The organism is Pseudomonas sp. H1_A03, assembly GCF_054685145.1.
This window is the reverse complement of sequence record NZ_CP162829.1, coordinates 4,010,994-4,029,715: the sequence shown is the minus strand read 5'-3', so window position 1 is coordinate 4,029,715 and position 18,722 is coordinate 4,010,994. Positions and strand designations below refer to the sequence as shown.

Genomic DNA, 18,722 nt, shown 5'->3' with positions numbered 1-18,722 from the left:
ATTCTATTGAATACGCGGCGCGCTGCACATAGACTCCGGCGATGCGTTTACGTCATATCGAAGTGATTCAGGCCATCTTGCAGACCGGACACCCAGGCTTGGCCGCCGAGTGGTTGCAACTCCCCGTGGGCGACGTGGACGCGGCGCTCAAGGAAGCCGAGGCGCAATTGGGCTTTATGCTGTTCGCCAGCGTCCGTGGGCGATTGCAGGCGACGCGGGAAACCCTGGAGCTGCAGGCGGAAATCGCCCATGTGTACGAGGCGCTGGAGCCGGTGCAACGCCTGGCCAGTCGCTTGAAACACCATCACGCCCCGACCCTCCGCGCCCTGTGCACGCCGCCCCTGGCCAACCAACTGTTGCCGCACAGTATTGCGGTGCTGCGCCGACGCTTCCAGGACACACCGTGCAACCTGTCGAGCCAGCCGACACGGGAGATCGTCAGGAGCCTGCTGCTGCACGAGGCTGACGTCGGTTTAAGCCTGCATGACCCGGAACACCCACAGATCCACAGCACCGTACTGGCCCAGGGCAAGCTGCAATTGCTCGCGCCCCATGGCTGGCTCAAACCCAAGCAAAAGTACATCGCGCTGCAGGACCTGGCGGGGCAATCGATGATTGGCCTGGAGGGCCAGGACCCGCTCAGCCGCCAGCTGGACGCCAAGCTGCAAGCGTTGCGCCCGCTGCCGGTGGTGCAGACGCGCGTGCAGACCTATCAAATGATGCGCAGCATGGTGGAAGCGGGAGAAGGCTTGGCGGTGGTTGACCCGTTCACCGCGTTTGGCGCGCGTGAAGCCGGGCTGGATGCGTGCCCGGTGTCGCCGCCGATCATGGTCAACCTGTATGCGCTGACCCTCAAGGATGGCGTGACTTCCCCGGCGCTGAATGCACTGCTGGAGATCGTGACGCAGAAGGCTGAAGGCCTGTTGGTGGGCTAAGCCTATTTGACTTCGCTTTTGAATAACCGATACCAGAAGATCGCCACTTCGCGGGTTTGCGGATCGATGCCGCGATAGCGCAGGTGGTCAATGCCCCCCATTACGTAGCCACAACGTTCATACAAACGGCAGGCGCCGAGGTTGTTGTTCTGGGTTTCCAGCATCATGCCGGGCAGGTTTTTCTTGCGGCTCCAGAACTGCGCCACATCCAGCAATGCCTTGGCCACCCCATGACGCCGTGCGGGCAAGACCACCGCCAGTTCATCGACATGGGCATAGCCGTTCCAATTGGTACTGACCACGATATGCCCGACCGGGCGGTCGTCCAGGTAGGCCATGAAGATCGCGCTGTCGGGCGCATCGCGAAAACTGGCGAACTCCTCCGGATCAATGCCATAGCACTTGCGGTACGGCACGATGCGCTCCACGGGCCATTGATCGACCCGCGCGCCCATCTGCGGCTGCCCATAGGCGCTGACCTCAAAGCTGAAGTCATTGCCCCACACGTAGGCATCAAAACCTTCGTCAGCGACCCGTACACTGAGCCCCGGATACTTCGGGTTCATTACAGCTTGCATAAACATTCTTAACCCTTGATGCAATCGACGGTGTAACAACGACCACTGCCGTCATCTTCGTGTTGTAACCCATGAACATCGGCGACAAAACCGGGAAAACTGCTATCGAACGTCCGGGCAAAGGCCAGGTAGTCGATGATCGAGCGCGTAGAATCGGTAAACCGCTCGCCCGGCATAATCAATGGAATGCCAGGTGGATACGGCACCAGCATTACTGCTGCGATGCGCCCTGGCAAGGCGTCAATCGATACCGCTTCGACTTCACCTCTTACCAATTGGTCGTAGGCGTCGGCCGGTTTCATCGCAATTTCCGGTAACACCGTGTACATGCGCTTGAGGTGTTTGGCGGTGGCATTGCTGCGATAACAGCTGTGCAATTGATCGCACAGGTCGCGCAAACCCAGGCCCTGATAGCGCGCCGGCCCTTGTGCAAAGACCGATGGCAAACAATTGGCCAGGCTGACATTGGCGTCGTAACTGCGCTTGAACTCCAGCAATTCGGTGAGCAGGGTACTCCATTTGCCTTTGGTAATACCCATGGAGAACAGCACGAGGAAGGAATACAACCCGGTTTTTTCCACTACCAGGCCACGCTCCCACAGGAATTTGCTGACCACCGCAGCAGGAATCCCGCAGTCGCTCAGAGCGCCGCCGGCGGTCAGGCCGGGCATCACCAGTGTCACTTTTATCGGGTCCAGCAGCACGTAGTCCTCGGCCACATCACCAAAGCCATGCCAATCGTCCTGAGGATGCAACAGCCAATCGGCGGTCACCCACCCGATCGATACCCGCCACCGACGGCGGCTGCCAGATGGAAAACCACCAGTCCTCGGCGGCAATGTGTTGGCGCAGGTTGGCCAGGGCACGGCGGAAACTCAAGGCTTCATCGAACATTTCCTGTAACAGCGAGCGCCCGGCCGGGCCTTCCATCATCGCTGAAGCCACGTCCAACGAAGCGATAATGCTGTATTGCGGCGAGGTTGAGATATGCATCATGAACGCTTCGTTGAAACGATCACGGTCCAGCTGGCGCGCACCGCCGTCCTGCACGTGGATCATCGAGGCCTGGCTGAAGGCTGCCAGCAGTTTGTGGGTGGAGTGAGTGGTGAACACCAACGGACTGTCCGGCGTGCGCGACGTACCCATGCCGTAGCGCCCGGCAAAGAACTCGTGAAACGCCGCATAGGCATACCAGGCTTCGTCAAAGTGCAGCACCTCGACGCTGTTGCCCAATTGCTGCTTGATCAGCTCGGCGTTGTAACACAGGCCGTCGTAGGTGGAATTGGTGACCACCGCAAGCTTGACCTTCGGCGCTCGGCCACGGGTCAGCGGGCTGGCGTCGATCTTGGCGCGGATCGACTCGGGGCTGAATTCGCTCAGGGGAATCGGCCCGATGATCCCCAGTTCGTTGCGCTCCGGGCACAGGTACAACGGGATCGCGCCGGTCATGATGATCGAGTGCAACACCGACTTGTGGCAGTTGCGGTCTACCAGCACCAAGTCATCGCGGCCGACCATGGAATGCCAGACGATTTTGTTGGCGGTGGACGTGCCGTTGATCACGAAGAAGGTGTGGTCGGCGCCAAAATTGCGTGCCGCGCGGGCTTCGGCTTCGGCCAGCGGGCCGGTGTGATCCAGCAGCGAGCCCAGTTCCGGCACCGAGACGGACAGGTCCGAGCGCAGGGTATTTTCCCCAAAAAACTGATGAAACGCCTGCCCCACCGGACTTTTTCGATAGGCCACGCCACCGCCATGGCCGGGGGTGTGCCAGGAATAGTTGGAGTCGGCGGTGTGTTGCACCAACGCTTTGAAGAACGGCGGCAACAGGCCATCCAGGTAAGTGCGGGCCGCGCGGGCGACTTGCCGGGCAAGGAACGGCACGGTGTCTTCGAACAGGTAGAGAATGCCGCGCAGTTGGTTGAGTTCGCTCATGGCGTCGGCCGGCGCGTTTTCCAGGGTGACTTGCTCGCCCAAGGCAAAGATCGGCAGGTTCGGCGCCCGTAACCGCGCCAGGCGGATCAGTTCGACCATGTTTTGCAGCAGGTGGGTGTTCTCGCCAGCACCTTCGGCGGCGATCAGCATGCAGGCCAAGCCATGATGGGTAGAAGCCACCAGCCGGCCTTCGGCGTAGTCCACGGCGGAAAAGATACTGAAGCCCTCTTGTTCCAACTCCCGGGCGATACCTCGGACCCGGTCACCGGCGACGGTGTCGGCCTTGATGTCGCGGTGCACGATGAGGATGGGGAACTTCAGGTCTTTGTACATGAGGGCGTGGAGTCCTGAGGGCTATGCACTCAAGGGTAGAAGCTAGGGGGCGATGATGCGAATGAAGATTTTGAAAGCAATGAGAAACAAATGTGGGAGCGGGCTTGCTCGCGAATGCGATGTGTCAGTCTCCGAATGAGTCGACTGAACCACCGCATTCGCGAGCAAGCCCGCTCCCACAGTTTTGACCGTATTCTGCCAGGGTTATTGCTGGGTCAACTGGGTCCACAATGCCGGCGCACCCGCTGACTTGGCAATCGCCTCCAACCGCGCCGCATGCTCGGCCAGGTCTTGCTCACTGGCGCGGATAATCGGGGTCGGCTTGCGATCCGCCGGCAAGCGGCGGATTTCCGAAGGGCGGTTGCCCGAACCTTCCGCCGAACCATTGCCATCGGACGCATTGCCGGCCAGGGACAGGCTGGTCTGCCCGCCGGTCATGGTCAGGTAAACGTCGGCGAGGATCTCGGAGTCGAGCAAGGCGCCGTGGAGTTCACGGCCGGAGTTATCGACGCCATAACGTTTGCACAAGGCATCGAGGCTGTTGCGTTGGCCCGGGTGACGCTCACGGGCCATCATCAGGGTGTCGAGGATCGAGCAGTGCTTGGAGATGTCGGCGCGATCCGTCTGCCCCATCAGGGCAAACTCGTTATTGATGAAGCCGACGTCGAACGCTGCGTTATGGATGATCAGCTGGGCGCCATTGATGAAATCGAAAAACTCATCGGCGACTTCGGCAAAGCGCGGCTTGCCCTTGAGGAATTCGTCAGTGATGCCGTGGACGCCGATCGCGCCTTCGTCACTGTCCCGGTCCGGTTGCAGGTAGACGTGGAAGTGACGCCCGGTGAGGCGGCGGCCCATCAGTTCGACACAGCCGATTTCAATGATCCGGTGGCCGTCAGTCACCGGCATGCCGGTGGTTTCGGTATCGAGTACAACAGATCGGATGGCCATCAGGGTTCAGCTCTCAACGGTGTGGTGTGAATCAAAGGGCGCGATGTTAACACGTGAGCCGGCATCAGCTCTGCTTGTAGCCGCGCACTTCGTCCACGCCACGGTTGGCCAGTTGGTCGGCACGTTCGTTGCCAGGGTGGCCAATGTGACCACGCACCCACTTCCAGGTGATGTCGTGGCGATTGCATTGCTCATCGAGCAGTTGCCACAGGTCAGCATTTTTAACCGGTTCCTTGGCCGCGGTCTTCCAACCACGCTTCTTCCAGTTGACCATCCACTCGTTGATGCCCTTCATCACGTACTGCGAGTCGGTCACCAGCAGCACGTTGCAGCGGCGCTTGAGTTCTTCCAGGCCACGAATGGCGCCCATCAGCTCCATGCGGTTGTTGGTGGTGTTGGGTTCACCGCCCCACAATTCCTTCTCCACGCCCTTGCACACCAGCAGTGCGCCCCAGCCGCCAGGGCCCGGGTTGCCCTTGCAGGCGCCATCGGTGAAGAGTTCTACGCTATCGGTCATCGGTTGCTCGGTCTGAATTCAAAAAAGAAGTTACGTATCGCTTTGCTCACGGCTAACCTTGGCCAGCGGCATCGGCACCAGCTTGCCGATAGGCTCGCGACGTACCTGACGCACCGGCCGCAGCCCGACCACGATCTTGCGTGCGACCAATAAATAGAAGCCGCCGCCCGACAGCTGCCAGGCACCTGCGCGGCGCTCCCAGCCAGCCAGGCGGCCTTGCCACTTGGTCGAAGCAAGCGGCGGACGATAGCACCCGAAGCGGCGTTTCTCCAGCGCGAAGCCCAGCAGGTTCAGCCAGTCCCCCACCCGTTGCGGCGAGATGCAGCGCGCCTGGCGCAGGCCGTCATGGGCAAACACATGGCGCAGGCCCCAACTGCTCCAGGGGTTGATGCCCACAATCAGCAAATGGCCACCGGGGCGCACACTGCTCGCTGCTTCGCGCAACAAACCGTGGGGTGACAGGCAGAAATCCAGGCCATGCTGCAACACCACCACGTCGGCGGCGTGCTCGCTCAACGGCCAGGCCTGTTCCTCGCACACAATCTCCACCCCCGGCAGCGGTGCGCCCAGGCGTACATTGCGTTGCACCTGGGGCGCGGTGGGTGGCGTATCGGCTGATGGTCCGTAATGCACCAGGTAGCCACCAAAGAACCGGCCCAACTCGTCTTCGAGCATGCGCCGTTCTTCGTCCAGCAGAAATTGCCCGATGGGTCCGGACAGCCATTCACGGGCTGCGCTGATCAGGGCCAGCCACTCAGGATCGGCCTGGGCGAACGCTTTATCAGTCATTGCATTCTCCAACTCGCCTAGACGTTCTAAGATGCACCAATGTGTTCAGCTTGGCGAATCGAAGAATGATACAGATCACTGCCCTGCCCGCCTTCACCGATAACTACATCTGGTTGTTACAAGACCCCCGCACCCAGCGCTGCGCCGTGGTCGACCCCGGCGACGCCGCGCCCGTACTGGCCTGGCTCGAGCAAAACCCTGGCTGGGCCCTCAGCGACATCCTGATTACCCATCATCACCATGATCATGTCGGCGGTGTCGAACAGCTCAAAGGTGCTACCGACGCCAAGGTCTACGGCCCGGCCAACGAGATGATCCCGGCGCGGGACGTAGCGTTGAACGACAATGACCGCATCACGGTGCTCGGCTGGGACTTCGACATTTATACAGTGCCTGGCCATACGCTGGGCCATATCGCCTTTTATCACCTAGGCGTGCTGTTTTGTGGCGACACCCTGTTCGCCGCCGGTTGCGGGCGCCTGTTCGAAGGCACGCCGGAACAGATGTATACCTCTCTCGAACGTCTGGCCGCGCTGCCTGCCGATACCTTGGTGTACTGCACCCACGAATACACACAAAGTAACCTCAAGTTTGCCCAGGCGGTGGAACCCCACAACGCCGATATCGCCGAACGCGTGGAAAACGTCCTTCAACTGCGGGCCCGCGGCGAGATCACGTTGCCTTCCAACCTGGCCCTGGAAAGGCGCACCAACCCCTTTCTGCGCACCTCTGAAACATCCGTTAAACAAAAAGCGGACGAACGGAATGGGCGCGACAACCGCTCTGGGGCCGAGGTGTTTGCTAGCTTGAGGGCCTGGAAAGATAAGTTCTAACAGGAAGCAATCTGATACGTAATTTCTGAATGGTTGACCGGAACCAAAGCGCTTTCTAGAATCGCCCGACATTTTTGCCCGGAACTTACTTCCAGCCAATGTCGTCATCTATTCGTAAATCCAACCATTCAGACGCATTGACCCGCCTGGCTCAAGCTGTGGCGGTGGCTGTGTCCGCCACGCTGGCGGGCTGCCAATCAAACAATTTCACCGCACAATCCACCGTGCAACCCAAGCCAAACCTTACCGCCAAGATCAAACAGAAACCCGTCATCTGGCTTTCAGAGAAGCCTGCTCCCGAAGTCCCACAAGACGTCTGGGAACGCATGCGACGCGGCTTTCAATTGCAGGACGGCGTAGGCGTCAACCCGCGCATCGAGCAACAGCGCCTGTGGTTCGCCAGCAACCCCTCCTTCCTGGAAAACGCCGGCGAACGCGGCAGCCTCTACATTCATTACATCGTCGAACGCCTTGAAGAACGCAACATGCCCCTGGAGCTGGCGCTGCTGCCAGTGATTGAAAGTGCCTATAACCCAATGGCCTACTCGCGCAGCGATGCGGTCGGCCTGTGGCAGTTCATTCCCTCCACCGGGCGCTACTTCAACCTGCGCCAGACCCGCGCCTACGACGGCCGCCGCGATATCACTGCTTCCACCACCGCCGCCCTGGACTACCTGACCCGCCTTCACGACATGTTCAACGGTGACTGGTTGCTGGCCCTGGCTGCCTATAACGCCGGCGAAGGTACGGTGAGCCGGGCGATCGAGCGCAACGAGAAGCTCGGCCTGCCGACCGACTACTGGAACTTGCCGCTGCCCCAGGAAACCAAGGACTACGTGCCCAAGTTCCTGGCGCTGTCCCAGGTAGTGCTGGCGCCGGAAGCCTACGGCGTCAACCTGAACCCGATTGCCAACACACCGTACTTCGAAGTGGTTGAAGTCAAGCAAAGCATGGACCTGTCACGGGTTGCCGCGCTGGCCGAGATCGACGAAGACGAATTGTTCCAGCTCAACCCGGCCCTGAAACAGCGCACCACCCTGGACGGCCCGCAGCATCTGCTGGTGCCAAGTTCCAAGGCGCAACTGCTCACCAGCACCCTTTCGACGATGAAGCCGGAAGAATTACTGGCGATGCGTCCGAAAAAGCAGGTGTTCGACGAAGTTGAGACCGCACGGGTTGCCGGGCGTACCCGCAGCTACAAGGTGCGTACGGGTGACAATCTGACGCTGATTGCCAAGGCCAACAAGGTCGACGTGCATGACCTGCAACGTTGGAACCAGCTCAATGGCCAGGCCCTCAAGGTCGGCCAGACCCTGGTGATGCAGGACACCCGCCGCGCGGTAGCCAGTAGCAAGAAGCCGGTGCAATACAAGGTCAAGAAAGGCGACTCGCTGTATATCGTCGCCAAGCGCTTCAACGTCGAGATGCAACATCTCAAGCGTTGGAACCCACGCACTGGCCAGGCGCTCAAGCCGGGGCAGATGCTGGTGGTTTCCGGACCAAGATAAGCCGCATGAGAGCTGGCTTGTGTGGGAGCTGGCTTGCCTGCGATGCAGACACCGCGGTGTATCAATGACACCCAGGTGATGCTATCGCAGGCGAGCCAGCTCCCACATTTGATCTTCACACCATTCAATACCGCGCCAGCCCTCAAAGGGTCTTCCCAACGGCCTTTTTCCAACCGGAACAAGCTGTTACTGTACCGATCATAAAGCCCAAGCCGCCTGGATCGGATCTCTGACTTGAAGCGTCCCCTCCTTCTACTAATAAGTCTGGCCTTGAGCTTTGGTGCGAACGCGACGATTACCGAGAGCCACGGGTATACGCAGTTCGGCAGGCTCAAGTACCCGGCCAAATTCACCCACTTCGACTGGGTAAACCCTGCAGCGCCGAAAGGCGGGACATTGCGGGTAATGGCCTTTGGCACCTTCGATACGCTCAACCCCTATACCTTCAAGGGCTCCAGCCCGGTTTCCACCCCCAATTTCCTGCAATACGGCATAAATGAGCTGAACGAGCCGTTGATGGTCGGTACCGGCCAGTACGCGCCCTCCGGCGACGAACCCACCTCCAGCTACGGGCTGATCGCCCAGTCGGTGGAGTACAGCGAGGACCGCAGTTGGGTGGTGTTCAACCTGCGCCCGGAAGCACGCTTCCACGATGGCAAGCCGATCACCGCCTATGATGTGGCGTTTTCCTATCGCACCCTGCTCACCGAAGGCCACCCGCAATACCGCACCAACCTGCAGGAAGTGGCGCGGGTGGACATCCTCAATCGTCACCGCATCCGCTTTGTGTTCAAGCGCGCCGGCAACCCGCTGCTGATCCTGCGCCTGGGCGAGTTGCCGGTATTGCCCCAGCACTACTGGAAAAATCGCGATTTCAAGGCCACCACCTTCGAACCGCCGTTGGGCAGCGGGCCATACCGCATCAGCAAAGTCAGCCCAGGCCGGCAACTGGTGTTCGAACGGGTCAAGGATTACTGGGGCAAAGACCTGCCGGTCAATCAGGGCTTCTATAACTATGACAGGGTCGAAGTGGAGTTCTATCGCGACAGCGATGTGGCCTTCGAAGCCTTCAAGGCCGGCGAATTCGATATCTATATCGAACACCAGGCCAAGAACTGGGCCAATGGCTACAACTTCCCGGCGGTGAACCGTGGCGATGTGATCAAAGCGCAGATTGCCCACCAGATCCCGACCCAGAGCCAGGGCCTGTTCATGAACACCCGTCGGCCAACCTTCAGCCAGACCAAGGTGCGCGAAGCACTGGGGCTGATGTTCGACTTTGAATGGACCAACCGCACCCTCTTCAGCAATGCCTATAAACGCACCTTGAGCTACTACCCCAACAGCGAATTCGCCGCTACCGGTGTTCCAACCGGCCGTGAGTGGCTGATGCTCTCACCGTACCGCGAGCAGTTGCCGGCCAGCCTGCTTACCCAGCCGTTCAGCCTGCCGCAGACCGATGGTCGCGGCATCCCCCGCGAGACGATGCGCCATGCGCTCACCCTGCTCGGTGAAGCCGGCTGGAAGCTATCGGGTCAGCGCCTGCTGAACAAGGATGGGCAACCGCTGCGCTTCGAAATCCTGCTGGTCAACCCGAACCTTGAGCGCATCCTGCAGCCCTATGTCGAGAACCTGATCAGCATTGGCATCGACGCGCGCCTGCGCACCGTCGACCGCGCCCAGTACAAGCAGCGCCTGGATCAATTCGACTTCGACATGATCCTGATCACCCTCAACCAGACCCTGAGCCCGGGCCTTGAGCAGTGGCAGTACTTCCACTCCAGCCAGGCCGCGATCAAGGGCAGCAAGAATTACGCCGGCATCAACAACCCCATTGTCGATCACTTGCTGGAACAACTGCTGGCGGCGCAGACCCGCGAAGAGCAACTGGCCGCCGGCCGTGCCCTGGACCGCGTGTTGCTGTGGCAGCACTACAGCATTCCCAATTGGTACCTCAACTATCATCGCCTGGCCTACCGCAACCGGTTCGCCTTTGTCACCACGCCGCCCTATACCCTGGGCCTGAGCGCATGGTGGCTGAAAGCTTCGGAGAAAGCCCAATGATGTATTTGCGCAACGCACTGCTCGGCAGCCTGCTGCTGTGCACCGCCGCCCATGCCGCTCCGCAACATGCACTGACGCTTTACAACGAACCGCCGAAGTACCCGGCCGACTTCAAGCACTTCGACTACGTCAACCCGCAAGCGCCCAAGGGCGGCACGTTCCGCGAGTCGGCCATGGGCGGTTTCGATAGCCTCAACCCCTACATCAGCAAGGGCGTGCCGGCCGACAACCTGGGCCTGATCTACGACACCCTGGCCATGCAAAGCCTGGATGAGCCGATCACCGAATATGGACTGGTCGCCGGCAAGATCGAAAAAGCCCCGGACAACAGCTGGGTGCGTTTCTACCTGCGCCCCGAGGCACGCTTCCACGACGGCCACCCGATCCGCGCCGAAGACGTGGTGTTTACCTTTCAGGAGTTGATCAAGGACGGCTCGCCGATCTACCGCACCTATTACGCCGACGTCGACGAAGTGATCGCCGAAGACCCACTGAAGGTGTTGTTCAAGTTCAAGCGCACCAACAACCGCGAGTTGCCGCTGATCCTCGGGCAATTGCCGGTATTGCCCAAGCATTGGTGGGCGACCCGCGACTTTGCCAAGGGCAACCTCGAGATACCACTGGGCAGCGGGCCGTACAAAGTGGCCGAGGTCAAGGCCGGGCGCATGATCCGCTACGAGCGGGTCAAAGACTACTGGGCCAAGGACCTGCCGGTCGCCAAAGGTTTCTACAACTTCGATAACCGCATCACCGACTACTACCGCGACAGCACCGTGTCCCTGGAGGCCTTGAAGGCCGGGCAGTTCGACTACTGGCTGGAATTCAGCGCGAAGAACTGGGCCAACGCCTACAACATCCCGGCAGTCAAAGAAGGCCGTTTGATCAAGGAAGAGATCCCCAACGGCAACCCTACCGGCATGCAAGGTTTTGTGTTCAACATGCGCAAGCCGATGTTTCAGGACGTGCGCGTGCGCAAGGCCATCAGCCTGCTGCTGGATTTCGAGTGGAGCAACAAACAGCTGTTCAACGGCGCCTACACGCGCACCCGCAGCTACTTTGAAAACTCGGAGATGGCGGCCACCGGCCTGCCCGGCCCGGATGAGCTGAAAATCCTCGAGCCCCTGCGCGATAAGATCCCGCCCGAAGTTTTCACCCAGGCGTTTGAACCGTCCAAAACCGACGGCAGCGGCATGATCCGTACACAGCAGCGCGAAGCCTACCAACTGTTGCAGGAAGCCGGCTGGCGCATTGTCGATGACAAGATGGTCGACACCACCGGCAAACCGGTGACCATTGAGTTCCTGCTTGCGCAGACCGAGTTCGAACGTATCCTGCTGCCGTTCAAGCGCAACCTGGCCGACCTGGGCATCGACCTGGTGATCCGCCGGGTTGACGTCTCGCAATTCGTCAACCGCATTCGCTCGCGGGACTTCGACATGCTGGTGGGCAGCTTTCCGCAATCCACCTCGCCGGGTAACGAACAACGGGAATTCTGGAAGTCTTCAAGCGCCGACAAACCCGGCAGCCGTAACTACATGGGCCTCAAGGACCCGGCCGTCGACCAACTGGTGGAAGAGCTGATCGACGCCGATTCGCGCAAAAGCCTGGTGGCCCATGCCAAGGCCCTGGACCGCGTACTGCAGTTCGGCTACTACGTGATTCCCAACTGGCACATCAAGACCTTCCGCGTGGCGTACTGGGACCATCTGGGTCACCCCAAAGTCCCGCCGCGCTACGACGTCGGCACCGCCACCTGGTGGGCAAAACCCGACGTCAAACCGGCTGTCACCCTAGACACAAGCACAAACACGAGCGCCGATTCGGCGAGCGGAGGCGATTAAATGCTGGCCTATATCTTTCGTCGCCTGTTGCTGATCATCCCCACGCTGTTCGGAATTCTGCTGATCAACTTCGTCATCATCCAGGCCGCTCCCGGTGGGCCGGTGGAACAGATGATCGCCAAGCTTGAAGGCTTTGAAGGCGCCACCAGCCGCATAGCCGGTGGCGGCGCCGAGGTCTCGGTGGCCGGCTCCAGCAGCTACCGCGGCGCGCAGGGCCTGGACCCGGCGCTGATCAAGGAAATCGAAAAGATGTACGGCTTCGACAAATCGGCGCCGGAACGCTTGTGGATCATGGTCAAGAACTACGCCACGCTGGATTTTGGCGATAGTTTCTTCCGTGACGCCAAGGTCATCGACCTGATCAAGGAAAAGATGCCGGTGTCGATTTCCCTTGGGTTATGGAGCACGCTGATCATGTACCTGGTGTCGATCCCCCTGGGGATCGCCAAGGCCACGCGGCATGGCAGCCATTTCGACGTGTGGACCAGTTCGGCAATCATCGTTGGCTACGCAATCCCGGCGTTCCTGTTTGCGATCCTGTTGATCGTGGTGTTTGCCGGGGGCAGTTATTTCGACTGGTTCCCCTTGCGCGGACTTACGTCGAACAACTTCGACGAGCTGAGCTGGGGCGGCAAGATCCTAGATTACTTCTGGCACCTGGCGCTGCCGATCACCGCGTTGGTGATCGGCAACTTCGCCACCATGACCCTGCTGACCAAGAACAGCTTTCTCGACGAAATCAACAAGCAGTACGTGGTCACCGCCAAAGCCAAGGGCCTGACCAACCACCGCGTGCTCTACGGCCATGTATTCCGCAATGCGATGTTGCTGGTGATCGCCGGTTTCCCGTCGGCGTTTATCGGTATTTTCTTTACCGGTTCGCTGTTGGTGGAGGTGATCTTCTCCCTCGACGGCCTGGGCCTGATGAGCTTTGAAGCGGCGATCAACCGCGACTACCCGGTGGTGTTCGGCACGCTGTTTATCTTCACCTTGCTGGGGCTGATCGTAAAACTGATCGGCGACCTCACCTATACCCTGGTCGATCCGCGTATCGACTTTGCCAGCCGGGAGCATTGAGATGAACCTGTCCCCCCTCAATCGCCGCCGGTTCGAGCGGTTCAAGGCCAACAAGCGTGGCTGGTGGTCGCTGTGGCTGTTCCTGGTGCTGTTCGTGCTGAGTCTGGGCGCGGAGCTGATTGCCAACGACAAGCCGCTGGCCGTGCACTATGACGGCGGCTGGTACTTCCCGGCGCTCAAGCGTTACCCGGAAACGACGTTCGGCGGTGAATTCCCGCTGGAGGCCAACTACAAGAGCCCGTACATCCAGGAACTGCTCAAGGCCAAGGATGCCTGGACCTTGTGGGCGCCGATCCCGTTCAGCTACCAGAGCATCAACTACGACCTGAAAGTGCCAGCTCCGGCGCCACCCTCTAGCGTCAACCTGCTCGGCACCGATGACCAGGGCCGCGATGTGTTGGCGCGGGTGATCTACGGCTTTCGTGTGTCGGTGCTGTTTGCCCTGACACTCACCGTGCTCAGCTCGCTCATCGGCGTGATCGCCGGCGCGTTGCAGGGCTTCTACGGCGGCTGGGTCGACCTCGCCGGGCAACGCTTCCTGGAGATCTGGTCCGGGTTGCCGGTGCTGTACCTGTTGATCATCCTCGCCAGTTTCGTGCAGCCCAACTTCTGGTGGTTGCTGGGGATCATGCTGCTGTTTTCCTGGATGAGCCTGGTGGACGTGGTGCGCGCCGAGTTCCTGCGCGGACGCAACCTGGAATACGTGCGCGCGGCCAGGGCCTTGGGCATGCAGAACGGCGCGATCATGTTCCGGCATATCCTGCCCAACGCCATGGTGTCGACCATGACCTTCATGCCGTTCATTCTTACCGGCGCCATCGGCACCCTCACCGCGCTGGACTTCCTTGGCTTTGGCTTGCCCGCCGGTTCGCCGTCGCTGGGTGAACTGGTGGCCCAGGGCAAATCCAACCTGCAAGCGCCGTGGCTGGGCATGAGTGCCTTTGCCGTGCTGGCGATCATGTTGAGTTTGCTGGTGTTTATCGGCGAGTCTGCTCGCGATGCCTTCGACCCGAGGAAATGAGATGAATCAGGACAATCTGATCGAAATCCGCGACCTCTCTGTCGAGTTCGTCACGGGCGAACATCACCACCGTGTGGTGAACAACGTCAGCTTTGATATCAAGCGCGGCGAAACCCTGGCCCTGGTCGGCGAAAGCGGCTCGGGCAAATCGGTGACCGCCCACTCGATCCTGCGCTTGCTGCCCTACCCGCTGGCGCGGCACCCATCCGGCACCATCAACTACGCCGGGCAAGACCTGCTGACGCTCCAGGAAAAAAGCCTGCGGCACATTCGCGGCAACCGCATTGCGATGATCTTCCAGGAGCCAATGACCTCGTTGAACCCGCTGCACAACATCGAAAAGCAGATCAACGAAGTGCTCGGCCTGCACAAGGGGCTCACCGGCAAAGCCGCCACACTGCGCACCTTGGAACTGCTGGAGCTGGTGGGTATTCCCGAACCGCACAAGCGCCTCAAGGCCCTGCCCCACGAGCTGTCTGGCGGCCAGCGCCAGCGGGTGATGATCGCCATGGCCCTGGCCAACGAGCCGGAGTTGCTGATCGCGGACGAGCCGACCACCGCCCTCGACGTCACGGTGCAATTGAAGATCCTCGAATTGCTCAAAGCGTTGCAGGCACGCCTGGGCATGGCGCTGTTGCTGATCAGCCATGACTTGAACCTGGTGCGGCGTATCGCCCATCGCGTGTGCGTGATGCAAAAGGGTTGCATCGTTGAGCAGGCCGATTGCGAGACGCTGTTCCAATCACCTCAGCATCCGTACACCCAGGAACTGCTCGCGGCTGAACCCAGCGGCGGGCCGGCGACAAATGAAGTCGGCCCGCCGTTGCTGGAAGTCGATGACCTGAAAGTGTGGTTCCCGATCAAGAAGGGCTTTTTGCGCAACACCGTCGATTACGTCAAGGCGGTGGACGGCATTAACTTCAGCCTGCCCCAGGGGCAAACCCTGGGCATCGTCGGCGAAAGTGGCTCGGGCAAATCCACCCTGGGCCTGGCGATTTTGCGGTTGATCGCCAGCAAGGGCGGGATTCGCTTCGAAGGCCAGCAACTGGATCAACTGACCCAGCAACAGGTGCGCCCGTTGCGCCGGGAAATGCAGGTGGTGTTTCAGGACCCATTCGGCAGCCTGAGCCCACGCATGTGCGTCAGCGAGATCGTCGGCGAAGGCCTGCGCATCCACAAGATGGGCACAGCCGCCGAGCAGGAAGCGGCGATCATCGCAGCGCTCAAGGAAGTGGGCCTCGACCCGGATTCCCGGCACCGCTACCCCCACGAGTTCTCCGGCGGCCAGCGCCAGCGCATTGCCATCGCCCGCGCGCTAGTGCTCAAGCCTCGCCTGATCCTGCTTGACGAACCCACCTCCGCGCTGGACCGCACGGTGCAACGCCAAGTGGTGGAATTGCTGCGCAGTTTGCAGGCCAAGTACAACCTGACCTACCTGTTTATCAGCCATGACCTGGCGGTGGTGAAGGCGTTGAGTCACCAGTTGATGGTGGTCAAGCACGGGCAAGTCGTAGAGCAAGGCGATGCGCGGGCGATTTTTGCCGATCCGCAGCATGCCTATACTCGACAACTGTTGGAAGCCGCCTTCCTCGTACCCGCCTGACGTACATAGATAGACATGTGGGAGCGGCGGTTCGACGCTTCGACTTGCTCGCGAACTCGGTGTGTCAGCCAACGATGTATTCACTGATCGAACGCATTCGCGAGCAAGCCCGCTCCCACATTTTTGACCGATTTGCGGGCTGACGACCCTGGCGGTCTGTGCAATGATCTTGCCTCGATTTCAAGGGATGGAACCACCGCCATGTCGTTGAACACCACCGCTCACCCCGCACACGCACCACGCTTTTGGCGTGATGAGCGCTTGCCGTTCATTGAAGCGCGGACCATCGACGACGGGCGCAAGGTCACCTACACCCGTCATGCTCATGAGCACTTTTCCATTGGTGCGATCACCACCGGAAGGAGCTACTACCACTACGGCGCGCAAACCTTTGAGATCAGCGCCGGCACCGTGGTGTTGATGAACCCCGGTGATGTCCACGCGTGCAATCCCATCGAGAATGAACCGTGGTCCTACCAGATGGTGTACCTCGACACGCCTTGGCTGACCGACCTGCAGCACCAACTGGGTTTCAGCACGGACCAGGGTTACCGGCCCTTTGATACGCCTTACACGCGTGACTCGCTGCTGTACAACGGCCTGCTGGCGTTGTATCGAATACTGGTGGACGAACAGGCTGAACACCTGCAAAAACAGAGCGCGCTGGTGAGTTACTTCACCGAGGTGCAACAGCGCCTCAACCCCTCCGACACCCCGGTACGCGAGGTCAACCACAAGCTGGAGCGCGCCGCCGAGTACATCCGCGAACACTGCACCCTGGCGTTGAAACTGGAAGATATCTGCGCGGCAGCCGAGTTGTCGGCGTCTTACCTGATCCGCGCCTTCAAGCAGTATTACGGGCTGACGCCCCATGCCTTCCTGGTCAACCAGCGTATCCAGTTCGCCCGTACGCAATTGCGCCAGGGCGAGCTGATCGCCGATGTGGCCCTGGCCGCAGGTTTTGCCGACCAGGCGCATTTCCAGCGCGCGTTCAAACAGCATTTCGCCGCCACGCCGGGGCAGTACCGTGACCGCCTCAAGCCATCAGCAAATAACCCACACTGGCCACCAGCAACGCGGCCATCGAGCGGTTGAACAGCCGCACGCCCTGGGGGTTGCTGAGGTAGCGGCGCAGGAACGTGCCGGCGTAGGCCCAGCAAGCGACCGACAGGTAACAGATCACCAGGTAAATCGCCGCAAACAGCCAGACCTGTGCGGTATCGCCATCCGCCACAAACAAGCCCATCCCCGCCACGCAGGCCAGCCAGGCCTTGGGATTGAGCCACTGCATGATCGCGCCATAGAGTATCGACGGCGCAGTGGCCGTGCCGTCGGCGTCCAGCCGGCCGTCGTCCACCGCCAGTTTCCAGGCCATGTACAGCAAAAACGCCACCCCTCCCCACTGGATCAACTGGGTCAGGATCGGCCAACGCAGCAGCACTTGATGCAAGCCGAGGCCAATCAACACCAACAGCAACGTAAAGCCCACGGCGGCGCCAAGCACGTGTTTCTGGCTGGCGGCAAAACCGAAGCGTGCGCCTGTACTAAGCGCGACGACATTCACCGGCCCCGGTGTGATGGAGGTCGCCAGGGCGAAGGCAGCCATGGAAATGATCAAGCTCATGGAGGTTCCCTTTTAGGGTGATGGGTGCAGATGGCATCACGGTAAAGGGCAAAACAGCGGCGGTATTGAAGAAAATGCCCCCCGCCGGCTTATTTGACAAACAACTCCCGATCCCGGGCTTTCACGTGCCCGGCGCGGTGCCAGTGCCGTCTGGGCGCCTCAACCGTCGATCAACGAGAAGTGCGCGCCCACGCCGGCACGCACGCCCTCGGCCACGGCCAGCGCGACGGAACCGGCGGCAAGGGAGACATCACCACCGGCAAACACACCGGGCACGGAGGTCTGGCGCATTTCATTGGTGTGCAGATAACGGCCGGTCGGGCCATCGACGCGCTCACAGCCCAGTTGCTCCGCCAATGGGCTGATGCGAGTGCGCGCCATGGTGAAGATGCCATCGAGGGCGAACACCCGGCCATCATCCAATTCCAGGTCGGCGCGCTCACCGCGGATGCGCCGTACAGCGCCGTGTTCGACGCTGACCCTACGTCGATCCAACTGCGCTTGCTGCTCGGCATCTGGGGTAAACACAGCATTGGTGAACAAGGTGGTGGTGCCCCAGTCGGGCAGCATCAGCGCGTGGTGCATGGCCAGGGGTGATGTGGCCAGTACGCCGATGCGGCCTTGGTCCAGCTCATAGCCATGGCAGTAAGGGCAGTGGAACACGTGCTTGCCCCAACGCTCTTCGAGGCCTTCGATGTCAGGCAAGTCGTCGACCACGCCGGTGGCAAGGATCAGGCGCTTACTGTGAAACGTAGCGTGATGTTCGGTGCGCACACTGAAACCTTCCGGCTGCGCCACCGCCTGCACCGCATTGCCCTGCACCCAGGTGACGGTCGAATACGCCATTAATTGGCTGCGCCCTTGCGCGGCGATGACCGCCGGCGCCTGGCCGTCCTGGCTGAGAAAACCGTGGGACGTGGCCGCAAAGCGATTGCGCCGCTGCCCTGCATCAATCACCAGCACCTGGCGTCGCGCCCGCGCCAATTGCAGGCCCGCCGACAGCCCGGCATAGCTGCCGCCCACGATAATCACGTCGTACATCATGAAAGTAACCCCAGGTGGTGCCCTCGGTTATCCGAGCGCTTTCACGACACACCATAAGTTACGTGAAAATAC

The 18,722-nt window shown here is 60.6% G+C and carries 15 protein-coding genes and 1 pseudogene; 9 read left to right on the top strand and 7 right to left on the bottom strand.

The genetic code is table 11. The features are described from left to right. The first annotated feature begins 41 nt into the window (after window positions 1-41). Window positions 42-935, top strand: a complete 894-nt coding sequence (locus AB4O35_RS18825; protein WP_065876135.1) for a LysR substrate-binding domain-containing protein — start codon at window positions 42-44, stop codon at window positions 933-935. A 2-nt stretch (window positions 936-937) separates the two neighbouring features. Here the strand turns inward: AB4O35_RS18825 and AB4O35_RS18820 are convergent, their stop codons facing one another. The 5 genes and pseudogenes from AB4O35_RS18820 to AB4O35_RS18800 form a co-directional block, all read right to left on the bottom strand. Beyond that, complete coding sequence (locus AB4O35_RS18820) at window positions 938-1,513, bottom strand: GNAT family N-acetyltransferase (RefSeq protein WP_065876146.1); 576 nt, start codon at window positions 1,511-1,513, stop codon at window positions 938-940. Window positions 1,514-1,521: 8 nt separating this feature from the next. Then, a pseudogene (locus AB4O35_RS18815) lies at window positions 1,522-3,778 on the bottom strand (Orn/Lys/Arg family decarboxylase). 204 nt (window positions 3,779-3,982) lie between these two features. Beyond that, window positions 3,983-4,723 carry a DNA polymerase III subunit epsilon gene (dnaQ, locus tag AB4O35_RS18810; protein ID WP_175403081.1) on the bottom strand — a complete coding sequence of 247 codons (741 nt, stop codon included), beginning with the start codon at window positions 4,721-4,723 and terminating at the stop codon, window positions 3,983-3,985. 70 nt (window positions 4,724-4,793) lie between these two features. Then, entirely contained in the window at window positions 4,794-5,246 is a 453-nt protein-coding gene (gene rnhA / locus AB4O35_RS18805) for a ribonuclease HI (RefSeq protein WP_010210917.1), read from the bottom strand. Between the two features lie 30 nt (window positions 5,247-5,276). After that, the gene (locus tag AB4O35_RS18800) at window positions 5,277-6,035 is read right to left on the bottom strand and encodes a class I SAM-dependent methyltransferase (RefSeq protein ID WP_065881662.1); all 759 of its coding nucleotides are present in this window, start codon (window positions 6,033-6,035) and stop codon (window positions 5,277-5,279) included. 65 nt (window positions 6,036-6,100) lie between these two features. Between AB4O35_RS18800 and gloB the strand changes: the two genes are divergently transcribed. The 8 genes from gloB to AB4O35_RS18760 all read left to right on the top strand — a co-directional run bounded on the left by gloB (window position 6,101) and on the right by AB4O35_RS18760 (window position 17,077). Further along, a complete protein-coding gene (gene gloB, locus AB4O35_RS18795; protein ID WP_065881664.1) occupies window positions 6,101-6,868 on the top strand; it encodes a hydroxyacylglutathione hydrolase in 768 nt (255 codons plus the stop codon). Window positions 6,869-6,966: 98 nt separating this feature from the next. Beyond that, window positions 6,967-8,376, top strand: coding sequence for a lytic transglycosylase domain-containing protein (locus AB4O35_RS18790; protein WP_065876130.1), 1,410 nt, complete (start codon window positions 6,967-6,969; stop codon window positions 8,374-8,376). Between the two features lie 234 nt (window positions 8,377-8,610). Next, complete coding sequence (locus tag AB4O35_RS18785) at window positions 8,611-10,440, top strand: extracellular solute-binding protein (protein ID WP_065881666.1); 1,830 nt, start codon at window positions 8,611-8,613, stop codon at window positions 10,438-10,440. Further along, a complete protein-coding gene (locus AB4O35_RS18780; RefSeq protein WP_065881667.1) occupies window positions 10,437-12,281 on the top strand; it encodes an extracellular solute-binding protein in 1,845 nt (614 codons plus the stop codon). Before AB4O35_RS18785 ends, AB4O35_RS18780 begins: the two co-directional genes overlap by 4 nt. Further along, a complete protein-coding gene (locus AB4O35_RS18775; protein WP_049708685.1) occupies window positions 12,282-13,358 on the top strand; it encodes a microcin C ABC transporter permease YejB in 1,077 nt (358 codons plus the stop codon). Window position 13,359: 1 nt separating this feature from the next. Further along, a complete protein-coding gene (locus AB4O35_RS18770) occupies window positions 13,360-14,379 on the top strand; it encodes an ABC transporter permease (protein WP_065881669.1) in 1,020 nt (339 codons plus the stop codon). 1 nt (window position 14,380) lies between these two features. Beyond that, window positions 14,381-15,982, top strand: coding sequence for an ABC transporter ATP-binding protein (locus AB4O35_RS18765; protein ID WP_065876127.1), 1,602 nt, complete (start codon window positions 14,381-14,383; stop codon window positions 15,980-15,982). Window positions 15,983-16,183: 201 nt separating this feature from the next. Further along, window positions 16,184-17,077: an AraC family transcriptional regulator gene (locus tag AB4O35_RS18760; protein WP_065876126.1), complete on the top strand. Its 894-nt coding sequence runs from the start codon at window positions 16,184-16,186 to the stop codon at window positions 17,075-17,077. Here AB4O35_RS18760 and AB4O35_RS18755 read toward each other — a convergent pair. Both AB4O35_RS18755 and AB4O35_RS18750 read right to left on the bottom strand, forming a co-directional pair. Next, a complete protein-coding gene (locus tag AB4O35_RS18755) occupies window positions 17,019-17,606 on the bottom strand; it encodes a LysE family translocator (protein ID WP_065876125.1) in 588 nt (195 codons plus the stop codon). The two genes, AB4O35_RS18760 and AB4O35_RS18755, sit on opposite strands and share 59 nt — an antisense overlap. A gap of 159 nt (window positions 17,607-17,765) precedes the next feature. Beyond that, entirely contained in the window at window positions 17,766-18,650 is an 885-nt protein-coding gene (locus AB4O35_RS18750) for an NAD(P)/FAD-dependent oxidoreductase (protein ID WP_065891246.1), read from the bottom strand. Window positions 18,651-18,722: the final 72 nt, after the last annotated feature.